The 16,524-nt window shown below is 68.8% G+C and carries 20 protein-coding genes; 7 read left to right on the top strand and 13 right to left on the bottom strand.

Translation table 11 applies throughout. The annotated features are described in order from the left end of the window. Nucleotides 1-59: 59 nt before the first annotated feature. The 3 genes from rraA to ASD78_RS04270 form a co-directional block, all read right to left on the bottom strand. Complete coding sequence (gene rraA, locus ASD78_RS04280; protein WP_055908946.1) at nt 60-533, bottom strand: ribonuclease E activity regulator RraA; 474 nt, start codon at nt 531-533, stop codon at nt 60-62. After that, nucleotides 530-1,219: a ribulose-phosphate 3-epimerase gene (gene rpe, locus ASD78_RS04275; protein ID WP_055908949.1), complete on the bottom strand. Its 690-nt coding sequence runs from the start codon at nt 1,217-1,219 to the stop codon at nt 530-532. Before rpe ends, rraA begins: the two co-directional genes overlap by 4 nt. A gap of 130 nt (nt 1,220-1,349) precedes the next feature. Then, nucleotides 1,350-1,691, bottom strand: coding sequence for a DnaJ domain-containing protein (locus ASD78_RS04270; RefSeq protein WP_055908952.1), 342 nt, complete (start codon nt 1,689-1,691; stop codon nt 1,350-1,352). Between the two features lie 153 nt (nt 1,692-1,844). Here ASD78_RS04270 and ASD78_RS04265 point away from each other — a divergent pair, with 153 nt between their 5' ends. The 3 genes from ASD78_RS04265 (at nt 1,845) to ASD78_RS04255 (ending at nt 3,969) form a co-directional block, all read left to right on the top strand. Beyond that, nucleotides 1,845-2,771, top strand: coding sequence for a phosphoribosylaminoimidazolesuccinocarboxamide synthase (locus tag ASD78_RS04265; protein WP_056099805.1), 927 nt, complete (start codon nt 1,845-1,847; stop codon nt 2,769-2,771). 306 nt (nt 2,772-3,077) lie between these two features. After that, complete coding sequence (locus tag ASD78_RS04260) at nt 3,078-3,413, top strand: multidrug efflux SMR transporter (RefSeq protein ID WP_056098615.1); 336 nt, start codon at nt 3,078-3,080, stop codon at nt 3,411-3,413. A 49-nt stretch (nt 3,414-3,462) separates the two neighbouring features. After that, nucleotides 3,463-3,969 (top strand): Mpo1-like protein, encoded by a 507-nt coding sequence (locus ASD78_RS04255; RefSeq protein WP_055908958.1) that lies wholly within the window; start codon nt 3,463-3,465, stop codon nt 3,967-3,969. A gap of 12 nt (nt 3,970-3,981) precedes the next feature. Here the strand turns inward: ASD78_RS04255 and ASD78_RS21660 are convergent, their stop codons facing one another. Continuing rightward, nucleotides 3,982-4,107: a hypothetical protein gene (locus ASD78_RS21660; RefSeq protein ID WP_255355374.1), complete on the bottom strand. Its 126-nt coding sequence runs from the start codon at nt 4,105-4,107 to the stop codon at nt 3,982-3,984. A 68-nt stretch (nt 4,108-4,175) separates the two neighbouring features. Here ASD78_RS21660 and ASD78_RS04250 point away from each other — a divergent pair, with 68 nt between their 5' ends. The 3 genes from ASD78_RS04250 (at nt 4,176) to ASD78_RS04240 (ending at nt 6,644) form a co-directional block, all read left to right on the top strand. After that, nucleotides 4,176-5,066 carry an EamA family transporter gene (locus tag ASD78_RS04250; RefSeq protein ID WP_055908960.1) on the top strand — a complete coding sequence of 297 codons (891 nt, stop codon included), beginning with the start codon at nt 4,176-4,178 and terminating at the stop codon, nt 5,064-5,066. A 112-nt stretch (nt 5,067-5,178) separates the two neighbouring features. Next, complete coding sequence (locus ASD78_RS04245; RefSeq protein WP_055908962.1) at nt 5,179-5,970, top strand: hypothetical protein; 792 nt, start codon at nt 5,179-5,181, stop codon at nt 5,968-5,970. Nucleotides 5,971-6,017: 47 nt separating this feature from the next. Next, nucleotides 6,018-6,644 carry a hypothetical protein gene (locus tag ASD78_RS04240; protein ID WP_055908965.1) on the top strand — a complete coding sequence of 209 codons (627 nt, stop codon included), beginning with the start codon at nt 6,018-6,020 and terminating at the stop codon, nt 6,642-6,644. A gap of 10 nt (nt 6,645-6,654) precedes the next feature. Here ASD78_RS04240 and ASD78_RS04235 read toward each other — a convergent pair whose 3' ends face one another. The 7 genes from ASD78_RS04235 to hppD form a co-directional block, all read right to left on the bottom strand. Continuing rightward, complete coding sequence (locus ASD78_RS04235; RefSeq protein ID WP_056098613.1) at nt 6,655-7,515, bottom strand: nucleoside-diphosphate sugar epimerase; 861 nt, start codon at nt 7,513-7,515, stop codon at nt 6,655-6,657. A 3-nt stretch (nt 7,516-7,518) separates the two neighbouring features. After that, nucleotides 7,519-8,757: a Na+/H+ antiporter NhaA gene (nhaA, locus tag ASD78_RS04230; protein WP_056098610.1), complete on the bottom strand. Its 1,239-nt coding sequence runs from the start codon at nt 8,755-8,757 to the stop codon at nt 7,519-7,521. 37 nt (nt 8,758-8,794) lie between these two features. Further along, on the bottom strand, nt 8,795-9,748 hold the full coding sequence (locus ASD78_RS04225) for a sodium:calcium antiporter (RefSeq protein WP_055908977.1): 954 nt from the start codon (nt 9,746-9,748) through the stop codon (nt 8,795-8,797). A gap of 186 nt (nt 9,749-9,934) precedes the next feature. Continuing rightward, complete coding sequence (locus tag ASD78_RS04220) at nt 9,935-10,567, bottom strand: lectin (RefSeq protein ID WP_235566440.1); 633 nt, start codon at nt 10,565-10,567, stop codon at nt 9,935-9,937. Between the two features lie 91 nt (nt 10,568-10,658). After that, on the bottom strand, nt 10,659-11,984 hold the full coding sequence (gene hmgA / locus ASD78_RS04215) for a homogentisate 1,2-dioxygenase (RefSeq protein WP_056099800.1): 1,326 nt from the start codon (nt 11,982-11,984) through the stop codon (nt 10,659-10,661). An 85-nt stretch (nt 11,985-12,069) separates the two neighbouring features. Beyond that, the gene (locus ASD78_RS04210; RefSeq protein ID WP_056098608.1) at nt 12,070-12,555 is read right to left on the bottom strand and encodes a hypothetical protein; all 486 of its coding nucleotides are present in this window, start codon (nt 12,553-12,555) and stop codon (nt 12,070-12,072) included. A gap of 26 nt (nt 12,556-12,581) precedes the next feature. Then, nucleotides 12,582-13,673: a 4-hydroxyphenylpyruvate dioxygenase gene (hppD, locus tag ASD78_RS04205; RefSeq protein WP_056098606.1), complete on the bottom strand. Its 1,092-nt coding sequence runs from the start codon at nt 13,671-13,673 to the stop codon at nt 12,582-12,584. A 102-nt stretch (nt 13,674-13,775) separates the two neighbouring features. Here hppD and ASD78_RS04200 point away from each other — a divergent pair, with 102 nt between their 5' ends. Further along, nucleotides 13,776-14,258, top strand: coding sequence for a MarR family transcriptional regulator (locus ASD78_RS04200; RefSeq protein ID WP_055908987.1), 483 nt, complete (start codon nt 13,776-13,778; stop codon nt 14,256-14,258). Between the two features lie 157 nt (nt 14,259-14,415). Here the strand turns inward: ASD78_RS04200 and ASD78_RS04195 are convergent, their stop codons facing one another. Together ASD78_RS04195 and ASD78_RS04190 are read right to left on the bottom strand one after the other, a co-directional pair. Further along, nucleotides 14,416-14,883 carry a DUF6265 family protein gene (locus tag ASD78_RS04195; RefSeq protein ID WP_056098604.1) on the bottom strand — a complete coding sequence of 156 codons (468 nt, stop codon included), beginning with the start codon at nt 14,881-14,883 and terminating at the stop codon, nt 14,416-14,418. A 152-nt stretch (nt 14,884-15,035) separates the two neighbouring features. Beyond that, nucleotides 15,036-16,514 (bottom strand): peptide MFS transporter, encoded by a 1,479-nt coding sequence (locus tag ASD78_RS04190; protein WP_056098602.1) that lies wholly within the window; start codon nt 16,512-16,514, stop codon nt 15,036-15,038. Nucleotides 16,515-16,524 lie beyond the last annotated feature (10 nt).

Genomic DNA, 16,524 nt, shown 5'->3' with positions numbered 1-16,524 from the left:
TGCCGCGGCGCCCGTCCAGGACGCCGGGCAGGACGCCTGGCGTAGCTAAAAAGCGGGAATCAGCGGAGGACGGCGTCGGACAGGACGACGCCGTCCTCGTCGGCGCACAGCCAGTCGCCCGGCCGCACCACCACACCGCCGATTTCCACCGCCACGTCGCGCACGCCGCGGTCGTGCTTGTCGGTCTTGCGCGGGCAGGTGCCCAGCGCCTTCACACCCAGCTCCAGGGTGCCGATCGCGGCGCTGTCGCGGATCGCGCCGATCACGACCACCCCGGCCCAGCCGTTCTCCACCGCCTTGGCCGCGAGCAGGTCGCCGAGCATCGCGCGCCGCATCGAGCCGCCGCCGTCGATCACCAGCACCCGGCCCTGGCCGGGCTCGGCCACCGCCTCGCGCACGCGCGAGTTGTCCTCATGCGCCTGCACCGTGCTGACCAGGCCGTCGAACGCGAGGCGTCCGCCGTAGTCGCGCAGTGGCAGGTCGATCACGCGTACGCGATCGCCGTGCAGGTCGCACAGGTCGCAGGTGTTCATCCGCGCGCGCCCTGCACCGCGGCTTTCATGCGCTCGACCACGTCCGCGTAGGCCTGCTGGTTCGCGCCCGGAGCGTTGAAGATCGCCGAGCCGGCGACGAAGGTGTCGGCGCCGGCCGCGGCGATCTCGGCGATGTTGTCGGCCTTGACCCCGCCGTCGATCTCCAGCCGGATCGGCTTGCCGCTGCGGTCGATGCGCTCGCGCACGCGGCGCAGCTTGTCCAGCGCCGAGGGAATGAAGCTCTGGCCGCCGAAACCGGGGTTGACCGACATCAGCAGCACCAGATCGAGGTCTTCGAGCACCCAGTCCAGCACCTCGATCGGGGTGGCCGGGTTCAGCACCAGGCCGGCCTGGCAGCCGTGCGACTTGATCAGCTGGACCGTGCGGTGCACGTGCGCGCTGGCTTCGGGATGGAAGCTGATGATGCTGGCGCCGGCCTTGGCGAAGTCGGGGACGATGCGGTCGACCGGCTCGACCATCAGGTGCACGTCGATCGGCGCGGTCACGCCGTGCTTGCGCAGCGCCTCGCAGACCAGCGGGCCGATGGTCAGGTTGGGCACGTAATGGTTGTCCATCACGTCGAAGTGGACCCAGTCGGCGCCGGCCGCGAGCACGGCGTCGACCTCCTCGCCGAGCTTGGCGAAGTTCGCCGAGAGGATGGACGGGGCGATCACGGTGGGCTGCATGGGCGGGGCTCGGGCGGACAGGCGGCCATTGTCGCCCCGCTGCCCCCCCGGGCCAAGGAGCAGGAACCCGTGGCCGGGAATTTGGAACCAGTAACAGCGGAACCCGCCTCCAGTCCCTAATTCCTGGCCACTATTTCCTAGCTCTAAGGGTCTTGATGCGGTCGTAGGCGCCGTTGATGTCGCGCGCCTTGCCCTCGGCCTGCTGGCGCAGCTCCGGCGCAGCGCCGTTGAGGCGGTCGGGGTGGTACTGCGAGATCAGCCGGCGGTAGGCCTGGTCGACCTCGGCGTCGCTGGCGTCGGCGGTCAGGCCGAGCACCGCGTAGGGGTTGTCGCGGCTCAGCCGGAACCAGTCGCTATCGAAGGCGTGGCCGATCAGCAGCCCGATCAGCGCCCCCAGGAACGGGTTGGCGCGCATCAGCGCCGCACCGGCGAAAAAGCCCAGCAACTTGCCGTACCAGCGTTTCGTCGCCATCGCCGCCGCAACCGCCTGCCCAGAACCGGCCGCCAGTCTACCTGCACACGACGCCCGGCCGGCGTACACTGCCCGGCCCCGTCGCGACCGCGCGCGCGGCACGGCGACGGGGATTCCGCCCGCCGCCATGGGGACTACACGTTGTCGAACACTCTGCGATCCGCCCTTTCCGAATCCAACCTGCCCGGCCTGCCGTTGCGTCACCGCGGCAAAGTCCGCGACGTATTCGACCTGCCGCTCGAGCGCCTGCCGCCGGGCACGCCGGCCGGCGACTATCTGCTGATCGTCGCCACCGACCGCCTCAGCGCCTTCGATGTGGTCCTGCCCGACCCGATTCCGGGCAAGGGCGAGATGCTGTGCCAGATCAGCAACTTCTGGTTCGGCAAGACCTCCCACATCGTCGCCAACCACCTCACCGGCATCGACGTCGCCGCGGTCCTGCCCGAGGGCACCGACCCGGCGCCGTACGCCAAGCGCGCGGTGGTGACCAAACGCCTGAAACCGGTGGCGATCGAGTGCATCGCGCGCGGTTACGTGATCGGCAGCGGCTGGAAGGACTACCAGCGCACCGGCCGGATCAGCGGCATCGCCCTGCCCGACGGCCTGCGCCAGGCGGAAAAACTCGCCGAGCCGATCTTCACGCCCTCGACCAAGGCCGCGGTCGGCGACCACGACGAGAACATCGATTTCGACACCGCGGTGCGCACCGTCGGCGCCGAACTGGCCGAGGCCGTGCGCGACGCCACCCTGCGCCTGTACCGCTACGCCGCCGACTATGCGGCGCAGCGCGGCATCCTGCTGGCCGACACCAAATTCGAGTTCGGCACCGACGCCGACGGCCGCCTGTACGTGATGGACGAGATGCTCACGCCCGACTCCTCGCGCTATTGGCCCGCCGACGAGTACCAGGTCGGCACCAGCCCGCCCAGCTACGACAAGCAGTACGTGCGCGACTATCTGGAAGCGCTGGGCTGGGACAAGACCCCGCCGGGCCCGCCGCTGCCCGGCGACGTGATCGAACGCACCCGCGCCAAGTACGCCGAGGCGCTGCAGAAGCTGGCGGGGATTTCGGTCGACTGAGGTCGGCCGGGCGACGCTGGCCGCGATGCGGCGCAGGATGCGGCGAGCCCTGGGCGAACCGCATCGCCTCGAACGCAGATGCGGCGATGCGGTTGTCAACGCACACAGCAACGTCCGCGGGATGCGGTGAGCCGAACCGCATCGAACCCGACGCCGGTGCGGTTATCACCGCACCCTACGACTGCCCCCGTAGGATGCGGTGAGCCGCAGGCGAACCGCATCGCCCGCGCCCGTTTCGCGGCATCGCACGCCCCTACCCGCCCATGCACCCGGCGCAACGCTGCCACCGCCACCGGAGCCATCGTCATGCCCAAGGGTCTGCTCTACCTCGCCGTCGCGATCCTGGCCGAAGTGGTGGCGACCAGCGCGCTCAAGGCCTCCGAGGGCTTCACCCGGCTCGGCCCTTCGCTGATCGTCGCGACCGGCTATGCGATCGCGTTCTACTTCCTGTCGCTTGTGCTCAAGACCGTCCCGGTGGGCGTGGCCTATGCGATCTGGTCCGGGGTCGGCGTGGTCCTGATCGCCCTGATCGGCTGGCTGGTGCTGAAACAGCCGCTGGATCTGGCCGGAATGATCGGAATCGCCCTGATCGTGGCCGGGGTGACGGTAATCCAGCTATTCTCCCGTACTGGGGCGCATTGAACCGCCCCGTCCGCCGCCGCGCGCACGCCTGACCAGCCGGGAGCCCGTCATGAGCACTGTCGCCGAGTCTTCGCAACACCCGACGCAACGTCCGATCGACCGCTATTTCGCCAACTATTCCGGCGATCACCAGAACCACGCCAATCAGCTGATCCATGTGATCTGCGTGCCGGCGATCGCCTGGAGCGTGATCGCCCTGCTGTGGTGCATCCCCTCGCCGGGCACCTGGTTCCGCGCCGGCTTCTGGGCCGGCCTGGCGATGTTCGCGGCCTGGATGTTCTATTACCGCGCCTCGCGCCGGCTCGGCCTGGGCATGCTGGTGCTGTTCGTGCTGTCCGGCTGGCTGACCCAATGGCTGTACCTGCGCCTGGGGCCGACGCAGTTGCTCTACCTGGGCATCGGCGTGTTCGTGATCGCCTGGATCGGCCAGTTCGTCGGCCACAGCAAGCTGTTCGAAGGCAAGCGCCCGAGCTTCTTCACCGACCTGCGCTACCTGCTGATCGGTCCGGCCTGGGTGCTGGCCAAGCTCTACCGCAAGCTCGGCTGGTCGTACTGAGGCGAGCGCGTCTCAGGCGTCCAGCGCGGCGCCGCCGTCCACGCGCAGCTCGTGCACCGTGATGCGGCGTGCGCGGCCGGACGGCAGGGGCGCGAGTTGCGGCTTTCGCTCGGCAACCTGTTCCGACCCGCCCGTCACCGGCTAACGGAAATCCTCGTTCCACGATTGCGGACCGCAGCCGGCGCAGGATCGGCGACACTGGGCCGATGCTGCCCGTCCGCGACATCGTCCTGCTCCTGCTGATCGTCCTGGCCTGGGCCGGCAACTTCCTGACCTCGGCCTTCGCGCTGCGCGAGATTCCGCCGTTCCTGTTCACCGGCCTGCGCTTCGCGGCCCTGGCGCTGCCGCTGATGTTCTTCGTCAAGCGGCCCGCGCCCGGGCAATGGCCGCGCCTGATCGCGGTCTGCCTGTGCATCGGCGTGCTGCATTTCGGCCTGAGCTTTACCGCGCTCAAGCTCGCCGGCGACCTGTCCTCGCCGGCCATCGTGATGCAGAGCTATGTGCCGATGACCGCGCTGCTGGCCTGGCTGATCCTGGGCGAGCGCTTCGCCTGGCGCACCGGCGTCGCGATCGCGGTGAGTTTCGCCGGCGTGCTGGTGCTGGGCTTCGATCCGCTGGTGCTGGACAAGCCGATGTCGCTGGTGCTGATGCTGATCTCGGCCGCATTCCTCGCCGCAGGCACGGTGCTGATGAAAGGCCTGCGCGGGCTCGACGCCTACAGCCAGCAAGGTTGGACCGCGCTGTTCAGCGTGCTGCCGCTGCTGGCGATCAGCGCGACGCTCGAACCCGGCGGGATCGCCGCACTGGGTTCGGTCAGCTGGGTCGGCTGGTTCGGCGTGGTCTACGCCGCGTTCGTGTCCTCGCTGCTCGGCCACGGCCTGTACTACGTGCTGGTGCAGCGCCATCCGGTCGCGCAGGTCACGCCGTGGCTGCTGCTGGTGCCGGTGTTCGCGATCGGCCTGGGCGTCGCGTTCTGGGGCGACCGGCCGGGTCCGCGCCTGTTGCTGGGCGGCGCGATGGTCCTGGGGGGCGTGCTGATCATCGCCTTGCGCGCGCTGGCCAAGTCGCGCCCGATTCCGGCTTCCGAAACGCCCTGAATGCGGGTATCCGCGCACGGCGGCGGCGCGGCCGTGTCCGTTCGCGCGCCGTTGTGCCGTTGATCGTCCTTGTCAGCCGCACCTCCACGCCCACCGACAAGGACGCCCTGCCATGACGATACGGACTTCCACCGCGGCCCTGTCGCTGCTGCTCCTGTCCGCTGCGCTGATCGGCGGCTGCCGCCTCGAGCGCAGCGCGCTGAACGGCATGGGCCAGGTGACGCCGATGCAGTACTGCCCGGGCGATACCGCCACCGCCTCCTACGATCTGCTGCGCGAGGAGACCTGCCCCGCGGACGTCGACTGCGCGATGCATTTCCCGACCATGAACATCACCAGCGCGCCCGAGGTCTTTCCGCCGCGCACGGTGCGCGCCTTCGCCGACAGCTTCACCTTCTCGCCCACCGGCGACAGCGTCGCGGTGACCTTCGACATCGACCGCGACGCGGTGACCATTCCGACTGCGCGCTTCGACGGCAGCACGCGCATCTTCGTCCAGCGCACCAACCTGCGCGACCACACCCACACCATGACCCGCTACACCGGCTCGGACCACGAACTGCTGCACGACGGCATGTGCGCGGGCTCCACGCCGGTCAATGCGCCTGCCGAGATCCCGGGCCCGCCGCAGCTTTCGCCGAGCGTGCGCCTGGTCGAGCTGTGCAACATCAACGGCGTGCCGGTGTCGGTGGAAATGTCGAGCACGTCCGGCAGCTTCAGCGCGACCCTCACGCCCGGCCAATGCCTGGCGCCGGGCGCGGGCGGAGTTCCTGCCGGCATCGACAGCGCGCGCGTGGTCAACGTGCGCTCCCTGATTCCGGACCCGGCCGCGCACTGCAGCGCCCTCGACGGCGCGATACCGCCGGCGGCCCTGCGCACGCGCGTGCGGCTGGCCTGCCGCTGATCCGGCCGCCCGCCCCCGCATCCCTCTCCTGCCCCGGACCCATCGCCATGAAACTGCACCTGCGCCTCGCCGCCAGCGTCGGCCTCGCCTGTCTGTTGCCGATCGGCCTGCACGCCGCCACTTCGCCCAGCGCCCTGCTGCAGTCGCTCGACAAGAGCTCCTACAGCGGCCAGGCCACGATCCTGCTCACCCGCTACGCCGCGCCGGAGAAAGGCAAGACCAGCTATCCCGCGCCCGTCTTGGACAGCGCCGAATTGCTGTTCGAACGTCCGGACCGCTTCCGTCTGACTCTGCGCCCGGGCCGCAAGGACGAACTCACGTTCGTCGCCCAGGCCGGGATCGCGCGTTGGCGCGACAAGGCCACCGGCGCGACCGGCAAGGCCCCGACCGCGGACGTCGCCGATTCGCTGTCGCTGATCGCCCTGGGCACCGTCGGCGAACTCAAGCGCTACGCCGACCTGAGCGATCTGCCGGAAGCCAAGCAGTCGCCGCTGCGCGCTGCGCGCCTGGACCCGCGCAGCTTCGGCACCGATGTGGCCCGCGCCACCGCCTATTACAGCAACGACCAGCTCAGCGGCTGCGGCTTCGACATGAGCGACGGCAGCCGCGTGTTCGTGGCGATTCTGACGTACAAGCCCAACGTGCAGACCAAACCCGGCGATTTCGAACTCTGAGCGCGGCGCTTCAGCGCGGGTCGAACATCGCGCGCTCGGGCACGAAGCGGCGCGGCGCGTAACCGAAGTCGCGCTGCGCGGGCGCCAGGTCGAACACGAGATCGCTGCGCATGCGCCGCACCGCTGCTTCGCCCAGGCCGGTGGCATGGCCGCTGGCCTGGGCGGCCAACAGCGCCAGGTTGAACACCGGCGACGGCAGCTCGATCAGCCGCGGCGGCGGCTCCAGCACGGCCAGCACGCGCGCGATCATTTCGCGATAGCTCAAAGTTTCGCCGCCCGGCAAGGCGTAGCCGCGGCCGTGGCTGGCCGGCGCCGACACGCAGGCGAACGCGGCTGCGGCGAGATCGTCCACGTGCACCGGCTGACGCAGCCCGGTGGCGTTGCGCGGCAAGGGGAAGCAGCCCCAGCGCTGCGCGATCGCGGCGATCCGGGTCAGGGTGGCGTCGCGGCCCGCGCCGTAGATCAGGGTCGGACGCAGCATGGTCGCGGCCGCGGCGCGTTCGTTGGCTTCGGCGAACAAGCTCGCTTCGCCCTCGCGCAGTCGCGCAGCGACGTCGCGTTCGTCGGGATCGGCCGAACCGCGCTTGGTCTCGACGCTGGTCGAGCCGAACGCCACCACGCGCGGCGTTTCGATGCGCGTAGCCGCGTACCAGCGCGCGAAGCCGTCGAGCGGACCGCAACTGAAGATCGCATCGACCCGGCGCGGCAGCTCGTCCAACCGGGAGAAATCGCCGCGCAGCCAGTGCAGGCCCGGCTCGTCGTGATGGTCCTGGCGCGATACCGCGCTGACCCGCCAGCCGTCGCGGCGCAGCGCGCCCAACAGTGGCAGGCCGATCTGGCCGCTGGCCCCGAACACCAAGGCATGGCGCATGCCTCAGCTCCGCTGCGCCTGCGACGGCAGCACCACACGCAACCACAGATAGCCGATCACGGCCGAGATCACCGATGCAGCCAGCACGCCCAGCACCGCTTCCTCGTAATGCAGCGGGTTCTGGTAGGCCAGCGAGGCGATGAACAGGCTCATGGTGAAACCGATGCCGCACATCAGGCCCAAGCCGACCATCGCCCGCCGGTCCATGCCGGCGGGCAGCTTGACCCACCCCAGCGCGCGCAGCAGCAGGGCGATGCCGACGATGCCGATCGGCTTGCCGATCACCAGGCCCAGCATGATGCCCAGCGGCAACGCGGCCATGGCGTCGCCCAGACTCAAGCCGCCCAGTACCAGGCCGGCATTGGCGAACGCGAACACCGGCAGGATCGCGTACGCGACCCAGGGATGCAGCGCGTGTTCCAGGGTTTCCAGCGGCGAATGCTCGTGCGCATCGTCGATCTGATTGGTCTTGTCGATGTGCGGAATCATCAGGCCGGTGGCGACGCCGGCCAGGGTCGCGTGCACGCCGGACTTGAGCACGCACACCCACAGCACCACGCCCAGCAACAGGTAGGGCGCCAGCGCGGTCACTCCGCGCCGGTTCAACAGCCACATCCCGGCCAGGGCCACGCCGGCCCAGATCAGCGCGGTCATCGACAGGCCGTGCGAGTAGAACAGCGCGATGATCAGGATCGCGATCAGGTCGTCGATCACCGCGATCGTCGACAGCAGCAGTTTCATCGCCGCCGGCACGCGCGAACCCAGCAAGGCCAGCACGCCCAGAGCGAAGGCGATGTCGGTCGCGGTCGGCACCGCCCAGCCGCGCATGGCGTCGGCGTCGCCTCGGTTCATGGCGTAGAACAACAGCGCCGGCACCGCCACGCCCGCGCTCGCGCAGGCCAGCGGCAGGATCAGCTGGGCACGGCCGGCGAGCTGGCCGCTGAGCATCTCGCGCTTGATCTCCAGCGCCACCAGCAGGAAGAAGATCGCCATCAGCCCGTCGTTGATCCACAACAGCGCCGGCTTGGCGATGTCGAGCGCGCCGATCCGCACCTGCACCGGCAATTGCCGGAACGATTCGTAGGCCTCCTGCAGCGGCGAGTTGGCGGCGATCAGGGCCAGCGCGGCGGCGGCGATCAGGACCAAACCGCCCGCGGCCTCCAGGCGGAAGAATTCGCTCAGGGCGCGCAGGGCGCGGGTCGATACCGGGCGCGCTGGCGAAGGAGTGACGGGTGTATTCATGCCCGCAGTATATCGACCCGTATCCAGCCGGTTGGCATCAACGGTGCAGCATCGCCAGTTCGAAGCCGACCCAGGCCAGCAGTGCGATCAGCAGGATCGCGCCCTCGCCCTTGCTCACGCGCAGATCGCCGCGCAGCATCGGATACAGCATCAGCGCGAACGCGATCGCCGCCGGCAGCTCGAAGCGCACGAACGACGCCGGCAGCGCCACCGCGTTCCAGGCCGCCATGCCGCCGACCACGATCAGCAGATTGAACAGGCTGGAGCCGATCACGTGGCCGACCACGATGTCGCCCTGGCCGCGGCGCGCGGCGGCGATGGCCGCGGCGGCCTCGGGCAGCGCGGTGCCGATCGCGACCGGCAGCAGGCCGGTGAGCAGCGGGGTGAGGCCCAGCGAGGCGCCCAGCCGCGGCGCCGCGCCGACCACGAACTTGGAGCCGAAGTACAGCAGCACCGCGGCGATGACGAAGCGCAGCAGATTGAGGCCGAGGTCGGTGCGGGTGCGCGCGAACGCGGCGATCGCGTCCTGCAACTCCGGCGCCTCATGCCGGGTGCGCGCCATCGCGTAGGCGACCACGGCGACGAAGGCAACCACCAGGCCGGTGCCCTCGGCGCGGCTGAGCACGCCGTCCAGGCCGAGCACGATCACCGCCGCCGTGCCCAGAATCAGCACCAACAGCAGCGGCGCCAGCGAACGCCAGCGCACCAGCAGCGGCGCGGCGAAGGCGGCCAGGCCCAGGGTCAGACCGAAGTTGACGATATTGCTGCCGACCGCGTTGCCCAGGGCCAGGCCCTGCTCGCCGCGCACGACCGCCTGCAGATTGACCGCCAGCTCCGGCAGCGAGGTGCCGAACGCGACCAGCGCCAGCCCGGCCATGAACGGCGACGCGCCGAAACGCTGCGCCAGCCCGGACGCGCCCTTGACGATGGAATCGCCGCCCAGCGCCAGCAGCACCAATCCCAGCACGAACAAGCCGATGGCTTCGAGCATGGCGTCATTCCCCTTGCGGTTAAGCCCCGATTCTATGCCGAGTGCGGGGCGCCGCGTCCATGGCCGGCCGCTCTGCCCGCCGGCAGCGACCCGCAGGCTGCGGTGAGCGCAGCCAACCGCACCGTCGCTATGCCCCGGCGCACTCGCCTCGGCACCATCAGCGCACCTTGCCGGTCCCTGCTGGAATCAGGAGCAGCCTTCGACGTAGTCGACCTGCGGCGCCAAACCGACGCGCCAGGCGGTGATCTTGCCGCCGACGACCTCGAACAGCAGCACGCCGGCCCCGCCGGCAACGTCCTTGATCCGCCAGTACTGGCCGTCGTCGACGTACTTGTGCGGCTGCTGTTCGATCCGCCCCGGATAGAGGGCGCGGATCTCGTCCGCGCTCATGCCGATCTTGCCGCCGCCGGGCGCGTTCAGGCCGGCATCGCTGTGGTTTTCGTAGCGGACCAGCTTCTCGCCTTCGATCATGAAGGCGGGCGTTTGAGCCTTCGAGCCCGGCTGCAGGTAGTAGCAGCCGCCGGCCTCATCGGCCTTGCCGGTCGCGTCGGGTCCGAGCTTCTTCCGCGCCTCCTCGGCGCCCATGCCCAGACGCAGGTCGCCGTAGCCGTCCATGCGCGCCAGCGCGTCGGCGGCCGGCGTCAGCGGCGTGGGCGCGGTGGCCGGCGGCACATCTTCGGCCGGCTGATCGTTCGCCGCAGACGGCGCCGCGGCTGATGTCGTGGCTTCGCCGGCAGCACGATCGCCGCAGGCGGACAGGGCCAGGCTCAACACCAGTGCGCTCGCGCACGGCCACGGCAGGATCGAACGACGCTTCATCGAACACGGCCCCCGCTGCAATGCAGCGCATGAAAGACGCGCGCAGCCTAGCGGCCGCATGTGAACGGCGCGCGAAGCGCCGCGCGGCGGATCAGGCCGTATGCGGCGGCTCGAAATTCCGACGCAGGCCGGCCCAGCAGGCCTGGTACTCGCGCTGACGGTGCGGCGCCTCGACAGCCTGCGCGGTCGGGCGGATCACCGCGCGGGTCTCGAACATGAAAGCCATAGTGCCGCCGATCACGTCGGGCTTACTCAGGTCGGCGCGGCTGGCCTTGTCGAACGTGGCCGCATCCGGACCGTGCCCGCTCATGCAGTTGTGCAGCGAGGCGCCGCCGGGCACGAAGCCTTCGGCCTTGGCGTCGTAAGCGCCGTGGATCAGGCCCATGAACTCGCTGGCGACGTTGCGGTGGAACCACGGCGGCCGGAAGGTGTGCTGCGCGACCAGCCAACGCGGCGGGAAGATCACGAAATCCAGGTTGGCCGTGCCGGGCGTGTCGCTGGGCGAAGTCAGCACGGTGAAGATCGACGGGTCCGGATGGTCGAAGCTGATCGAACCGAGGGTGTTGAAGCGGCGCAGGTCGTACTTGTACGGCGCGTAATTTCCGTGCCATCCGACCACGTCCAGCGGCGAGTGCCCGAGGTCGGCACGCCACAGCTGGCCCTGGAACTTGGCGATCAGCTCGAACTCGCCGTCGACATCTTCGTAGGCAGCGTTCGGAGTCAGGAAGTCGCGCGGATTGGCCAGGCCGTTGGCGCCGATCGGGCCCAGGTCGGGCAAACGCATCAAGGCGCCGAAGTTCTCGCAGACGTAGCCGCGGGCGACGCCGTCGGGCGGCTCGACCCGGAAGCGCACGCCGCGCGGGATCACCGCGATTTCCTGCGGCTCGACTTCGAGCACGCCCAGCTCGGTCGCCAGGATCAGGCGGCCGTGCTGCGGCACGATCAGCAGTTCGCCGTCGGCGTCGTAGAAGAAGCGTCCGTCCATCGAGCGATTGGCCGCGTACACATGCACGCCGACGCCGTGCTGGGACAGCGGCGAGCCGTTGCCGGCCATGGTGTAGAGGCCGTCGACGAAGTCGACCGGCGTGTCCGGCATCGGCAGCGGGTCCCAACGCAGCTGGTCGGGCGAGACCGGGCCGTGTTCGAAATCGTTGTGCAACTGCGCCTGCGGATACGCAGCGAACGTGCCGTGCATGGCCGAGGGGCGGATCCGGTACAGCCAGCTGCGCCGGTTCTCGCCGCGCGGGGCGGTGAAAGCGGTGCCCGACAGCTGTTCGGCGTAGAGGCCGTAGGCGACCTGCTGCGGCGAGTTCTGGCCCTGCGGCAGCACGCCGGTGTAGACCTCGGTCGCGAACTCGTTGCCGAAGCCGCTCATGTAGCCGCGCGCGGCCACCCGTTGCGCATCGCGCTCGGGCATCGAAATCACGTTGTCGCTGTCGTTGGCGGCGGTGTTCATACGGGCTCGCTGGGCTATTGGGTGCGCGGCTGAAATCTTCGGGCGATCAGGCCAGATTACGCTGGGTCGCCCGCTCGATGATCAGCGCCAACTCGGTCGCGAGCTCCAATATCCGCGCCGTGTCCGCGCGCAGCACCGCAATCGCGTGCAGCTCTTCGCTGTAATGCTGACCGAGCAGCAGCAGCTCGTAGCCGCCGTTGTCTTTGGCACGCTGGATCAACTGCTGATCCAGCCAGACGAAATACTCGTCCGGCAGGAAATAGCGACCACCTTCGTGCAAGGGATAGTCCGGCAGCGGATCGGCGAAGAAATCGCTGATCCGCTCATGCACTTCGTCGATCTTGTCGCCGACCGCGGTGAAATCGTTGAGCTTGAATATGATCGCGGTCTGCATCAATTCTTCGGACGTGGGCTCGTACAGCCAGTCCAGGTCCGGATCGTCCGCCGCGTCATCGATGGCGGCGACGGTCGATTCCAGCTCCTCCGGCTCGAGCTCGCGGGACGTCAGCAGATCGACGAGTTCCTTCAGCATGGCGATTCCTTCGCGGCGCTCGCCTATTACAGCACGCCGCGGCGCATCTGGTCGCGCTCGATGCTCTCGAACAGGGCCTGGAAATTGCCTTCGCCGAAACCTTCGTTGCCCTTGCGCTGGATGATCTCGAAGAAGATCGGGCCGATCGCGTTCTGGGTGAAGATCTGCAGCAGCTTGCGCTGGTGGGTTTCCGGGTCGGCGTCGATCAGGATCTTGTTCCTGGCCAGGCGCGGCACGTCTTCGCCGTGGTTGGGCACTCGCTGGTCGATCACGTCGAAGTAGGTGTCCGGCGTGTCCAGGAACGCGACGCCCTGCGCGCGCATCGCTTCGACCGTCTCGTAGATGTTGTCGGTGAAGCAGGCGATGTGCTGGATGCCTTCGCCGTGGTAGGCGTCGAGGTATTCGTTGATCTGCGACTTGGGATCGCTGGACTCGTTGAGCGGAATGCGCACCACGCCGTCCGGCGCGGTCATCGCCTTGGACACCAGGCCGGTCTTGGCGCCCTTGATGTCGAAGTAGCGAATCTCGCGGAAGTTGAACAGACGCTCGTAGTAGTCCGACCACTTCTGCATGTTGCCGAAGTAGAGGTTGTGGGTGAGGTGGTCGATGAAGGTCAGGCCGAACCCGGCCGGGTTCTGCGGCGCGCCCTGCACCGGCAGGTAGTCCTCGTACATGCTGCCCTTGTCGCCGTAGCGGTCGACCAGGTACAGCATGCAGTCGCCGATGCCCTTGACCACCGGCGCGTCGACCGCGCGGGTGTCGGCCTTGTCGACGATCGCTTCGCCGCCGTTGCCGAGCACGGCCTCCAGCACGCTCGCGCCGGGCTGCTTGAAGCGGATCGCGAAGCCGCAGGCGCAGGGGCCGTGGGCCTTGGCGAAGTCGGCGGCGAAGCTGTCCGGGTCCTCGTTGACTAGGAAGTTCACCCCGCCCTGGCGGTAGACCGTGATCGGACGGTTCTTGTGGTGCAGCACGGCGCTGAAGCCGAGCTTGCGGAAATAGTCGTGCAGCATCTCGCCCTGGCCGGCCGGGGCGGCGAACTCGACGAACTCGAAGCCGTCGATGCCCAGGGGATTTTCGAACGTGGTGACCTGCATGCCGAGGTTGGGCTGCGCATTCATGGCATTGTTCTCAGGTAGCGGCCGGATCCGCGAGGGCCGGCCTGGTGCGAAGAGCGTTTATAGTTTCACATGAAACCATATGCAAGCAAGGTACAGCGCAGCATGAACAAGCCCCGCCCCCGCCATGCCGAACTCGACCTCGAGCATTTCCTGCCCTACCGACTTTCGGTGCTGTCCAACCGGGTCAGCAGCGCGATCGCCCGGGTCTACTCGGAACGCTTCGCCCTGAGCGTGACCGAGTGGCGGGTGATGGCCGTGCTGGGCCGCTATCCGGGGCTGTCGGCGAACGAAGTCGCCCAGCGCACGGCCATGGACAAGGTCGCGGTCAGCCGCGCCGTGGCCCGCCTGACCGAGGCCGGCCGCCTGGCCCGCGAAACCCACGACGACGACCGCCGGCGCTCGGTGCTGCAGCTGTCGCCGGACGGCTACAAGATCTACGACGAGGTCGCGCCGCTGGCGCTGGCCTTCGAGCGCAAGCTGCTCGGGGATATGGACGCGGCCGAGCGCGAGCTGCTGTTCCGGCTGCTGGATCGGCTGGACGAGCTGGAGATACGGGCCGAAGCCGAGCTGCCGGTCGCGAACTGAGCGCTCGCCGGCTTTGGGGTAGGAGCGGCGTAAGCCGCGACCGCGCGACTCCGGCCGCGATACGGTCGCGGCTTACGCCGCTCCTACCCCAAGCCAATCCCAAGCCCAATCACAAGCCCAGGACCCAGGACCCACGAACCTGGCGCCCGACCCGCACTCACTCCCCGCAGCGCCGGTACTCGAACGGGATACGCAGCGGCTTGCCGTCGCGCCCCGGCCCGGCGATCTCGGCGTGCAGGCGCTCGCCGACGCGTCGGTATTCGATGCTTTGCGGGAAATCGTGCGCGGGATTCTCGAAGCGGACCCGGTTGGCGCCGCCGTCGCTGCGTGCGAACGCGGTCGCCGGGCGGCCGCCAGGCTGGGCCAGGTACGTCGCCACGCCGTCCACCGGTTCGATACGCAGGAACTCGAAGCTGGTGACCTTGCCGGCGCGGACCGTGCGCGACACGCCGTAGAGACGGCCTTGCGCGGCCGGCAGCCAGGTTTCGTCGATGCGCTCGCCGCCGGCCTCGCTGCACCAGTGGCCGGCCATCCAGCCCAGGCCGGGGTCGGCCGCCTCGCTGGCCGGCGCCGGCGAACCGGCCAGCAGCAGCGCCGGGACCATCAGGTGTATGGCGATCTTCATGGGCACCCTTCTCTGTGATCGGCCGGCTGGTGGAAACACTTAAGCTCGGGCTCGATGGTGGCACGGACTGCGCCCGAACGCGCCGCGCGCAGTTCCGCCCAAAACGCGAACGGCGGCCGTAGCCGCCGTTCGTACTGCAGCCGATCAGCCGCTTACTTCACGCCGTGCATCAGCTTGTTGATGAAGGGTGCGAACAGCAGGAAGGCCACGCCCATGCCGAAGCCGGCGTAGGCGATGTGAGTGTAGGTGGCCGAGTACTGCGCCAGACCGCCCAGATCGCCGCCCGAGGCCACCGCCGCGACCAGGCCGGCGACGTAGTTGCCGATCGCCGAGCACAGGAACCAGGCGCCCATGGCCATGCCGGTGTCCTTGGGCGCGGCCAGCTTGGACACCATCGACAGGCCGATCGGCGACAGGCATAGCTCGCCCATGGTGTTGAACAGGTAAGCCAGCACCAGCATTTCCCAGGGAATGCGCCCGTTGCCGTCGGCCATGTAGGAGATGCCGGCGATCAGCACGGTGAAGCCCACCGCCACCAGCAGCAGCGCCAGCGCGAACTTGCGCGGCACCGACGGGTTCCAGTTGCGCTGGTCCAGACGCGGCCAGGCCCAGGCGAACAGCGGCGCCAGCGCGATGATGAACACCGAGTTCGCCGACTGGAACAAGGTGAAGTCGAACGGCGCGTCGACGTGGTCCTTGGCGAAGAAGTTGAGCGAGGTGCCGGCCTGCTCGAACATGCCCCAGAACAGGATCTTGGCCAGGAACAGCAGCAGCATGGCGATGTAGCGGTGCATCTGCACCTTGTCGCCGCTGCGCAGGCTGCCGCCGACGAAGTAGATGCTCAGGCCGACCATCATCGCCAGCAGGATGTAGCCGACGATCTGGGTCCGGCTGAGCATCAGGTAGATCACCGGCACCGAGGCGATGCAGCCCAGCAGCACCTTGAACACCCGTGCGCGATTGTGCTGCGGCGCCGGCGATTCGCCGATGTGGCCGAGCTGGCCGCGCAGCCAATGGAACATCATCAGGCCGAAGATCATGCCCACGCCGGCGGTGAAGAAACCCCAGCGGTAGCCGTAGTACTTGCCGATGATCGCGCCGCACACGATCGGCGCGAGCATGCCGCCGACGTTGATGCCCATGTAGAAGATGGTGAAGCCCGAATCGCGGCGCGCGTCGTCGGGCGCGTACAGGCGCCCGACCATGGCCGAGATGTTCGGCTTGAACAGGCCGTTGCCGACCACGATCACCGCCAGGCCCAGCAGGAACCAGGTCAGCTGCGGAATCATCAGCAGGAACAGGCCCACCGCCATGATCGTGCCGCCGAGCACGATCGACGGCCGGTAGCCGAGATAACGGTCGGCGACGAAGCCGCCGAACAGGCCGGTGGCGTAGATCAGCGCGGTGTAGGCGCCGTAGGTCAGGCTGGCCTGGGCGCGCGCCTCGCCTTCCGGCAGCAGGCTGAAGAACGTGGTGGCGACGTACACGGCCAGCAGCGCGCGCATGCCGTAGTAGGCGAAGCGCTCCCACATCTCGGCGCCGAACAGCATCCACAACGCGCGCGGATGGCCGATCAGTTCGCCGGGCGGCGGCGCGAGGAATTCCGGTGGGTTCCGGTTGACGGTATTCATTCGGTGTCTC

The sequence above is a fragment of the Lysobacter sp. Root667 genome (assembly GCF_001427715.1).
In the GTDB taxonomy this organism is placed as follows: domain Bacteria; phylum Pseudomonadota; class Gammaproteobacteria; order Xanthomonadales; family Xanthomonadaceae; genus Lysobacter.
This window is presented reverse-complemented; position numbering and strand designations above follow the sequence as displayed.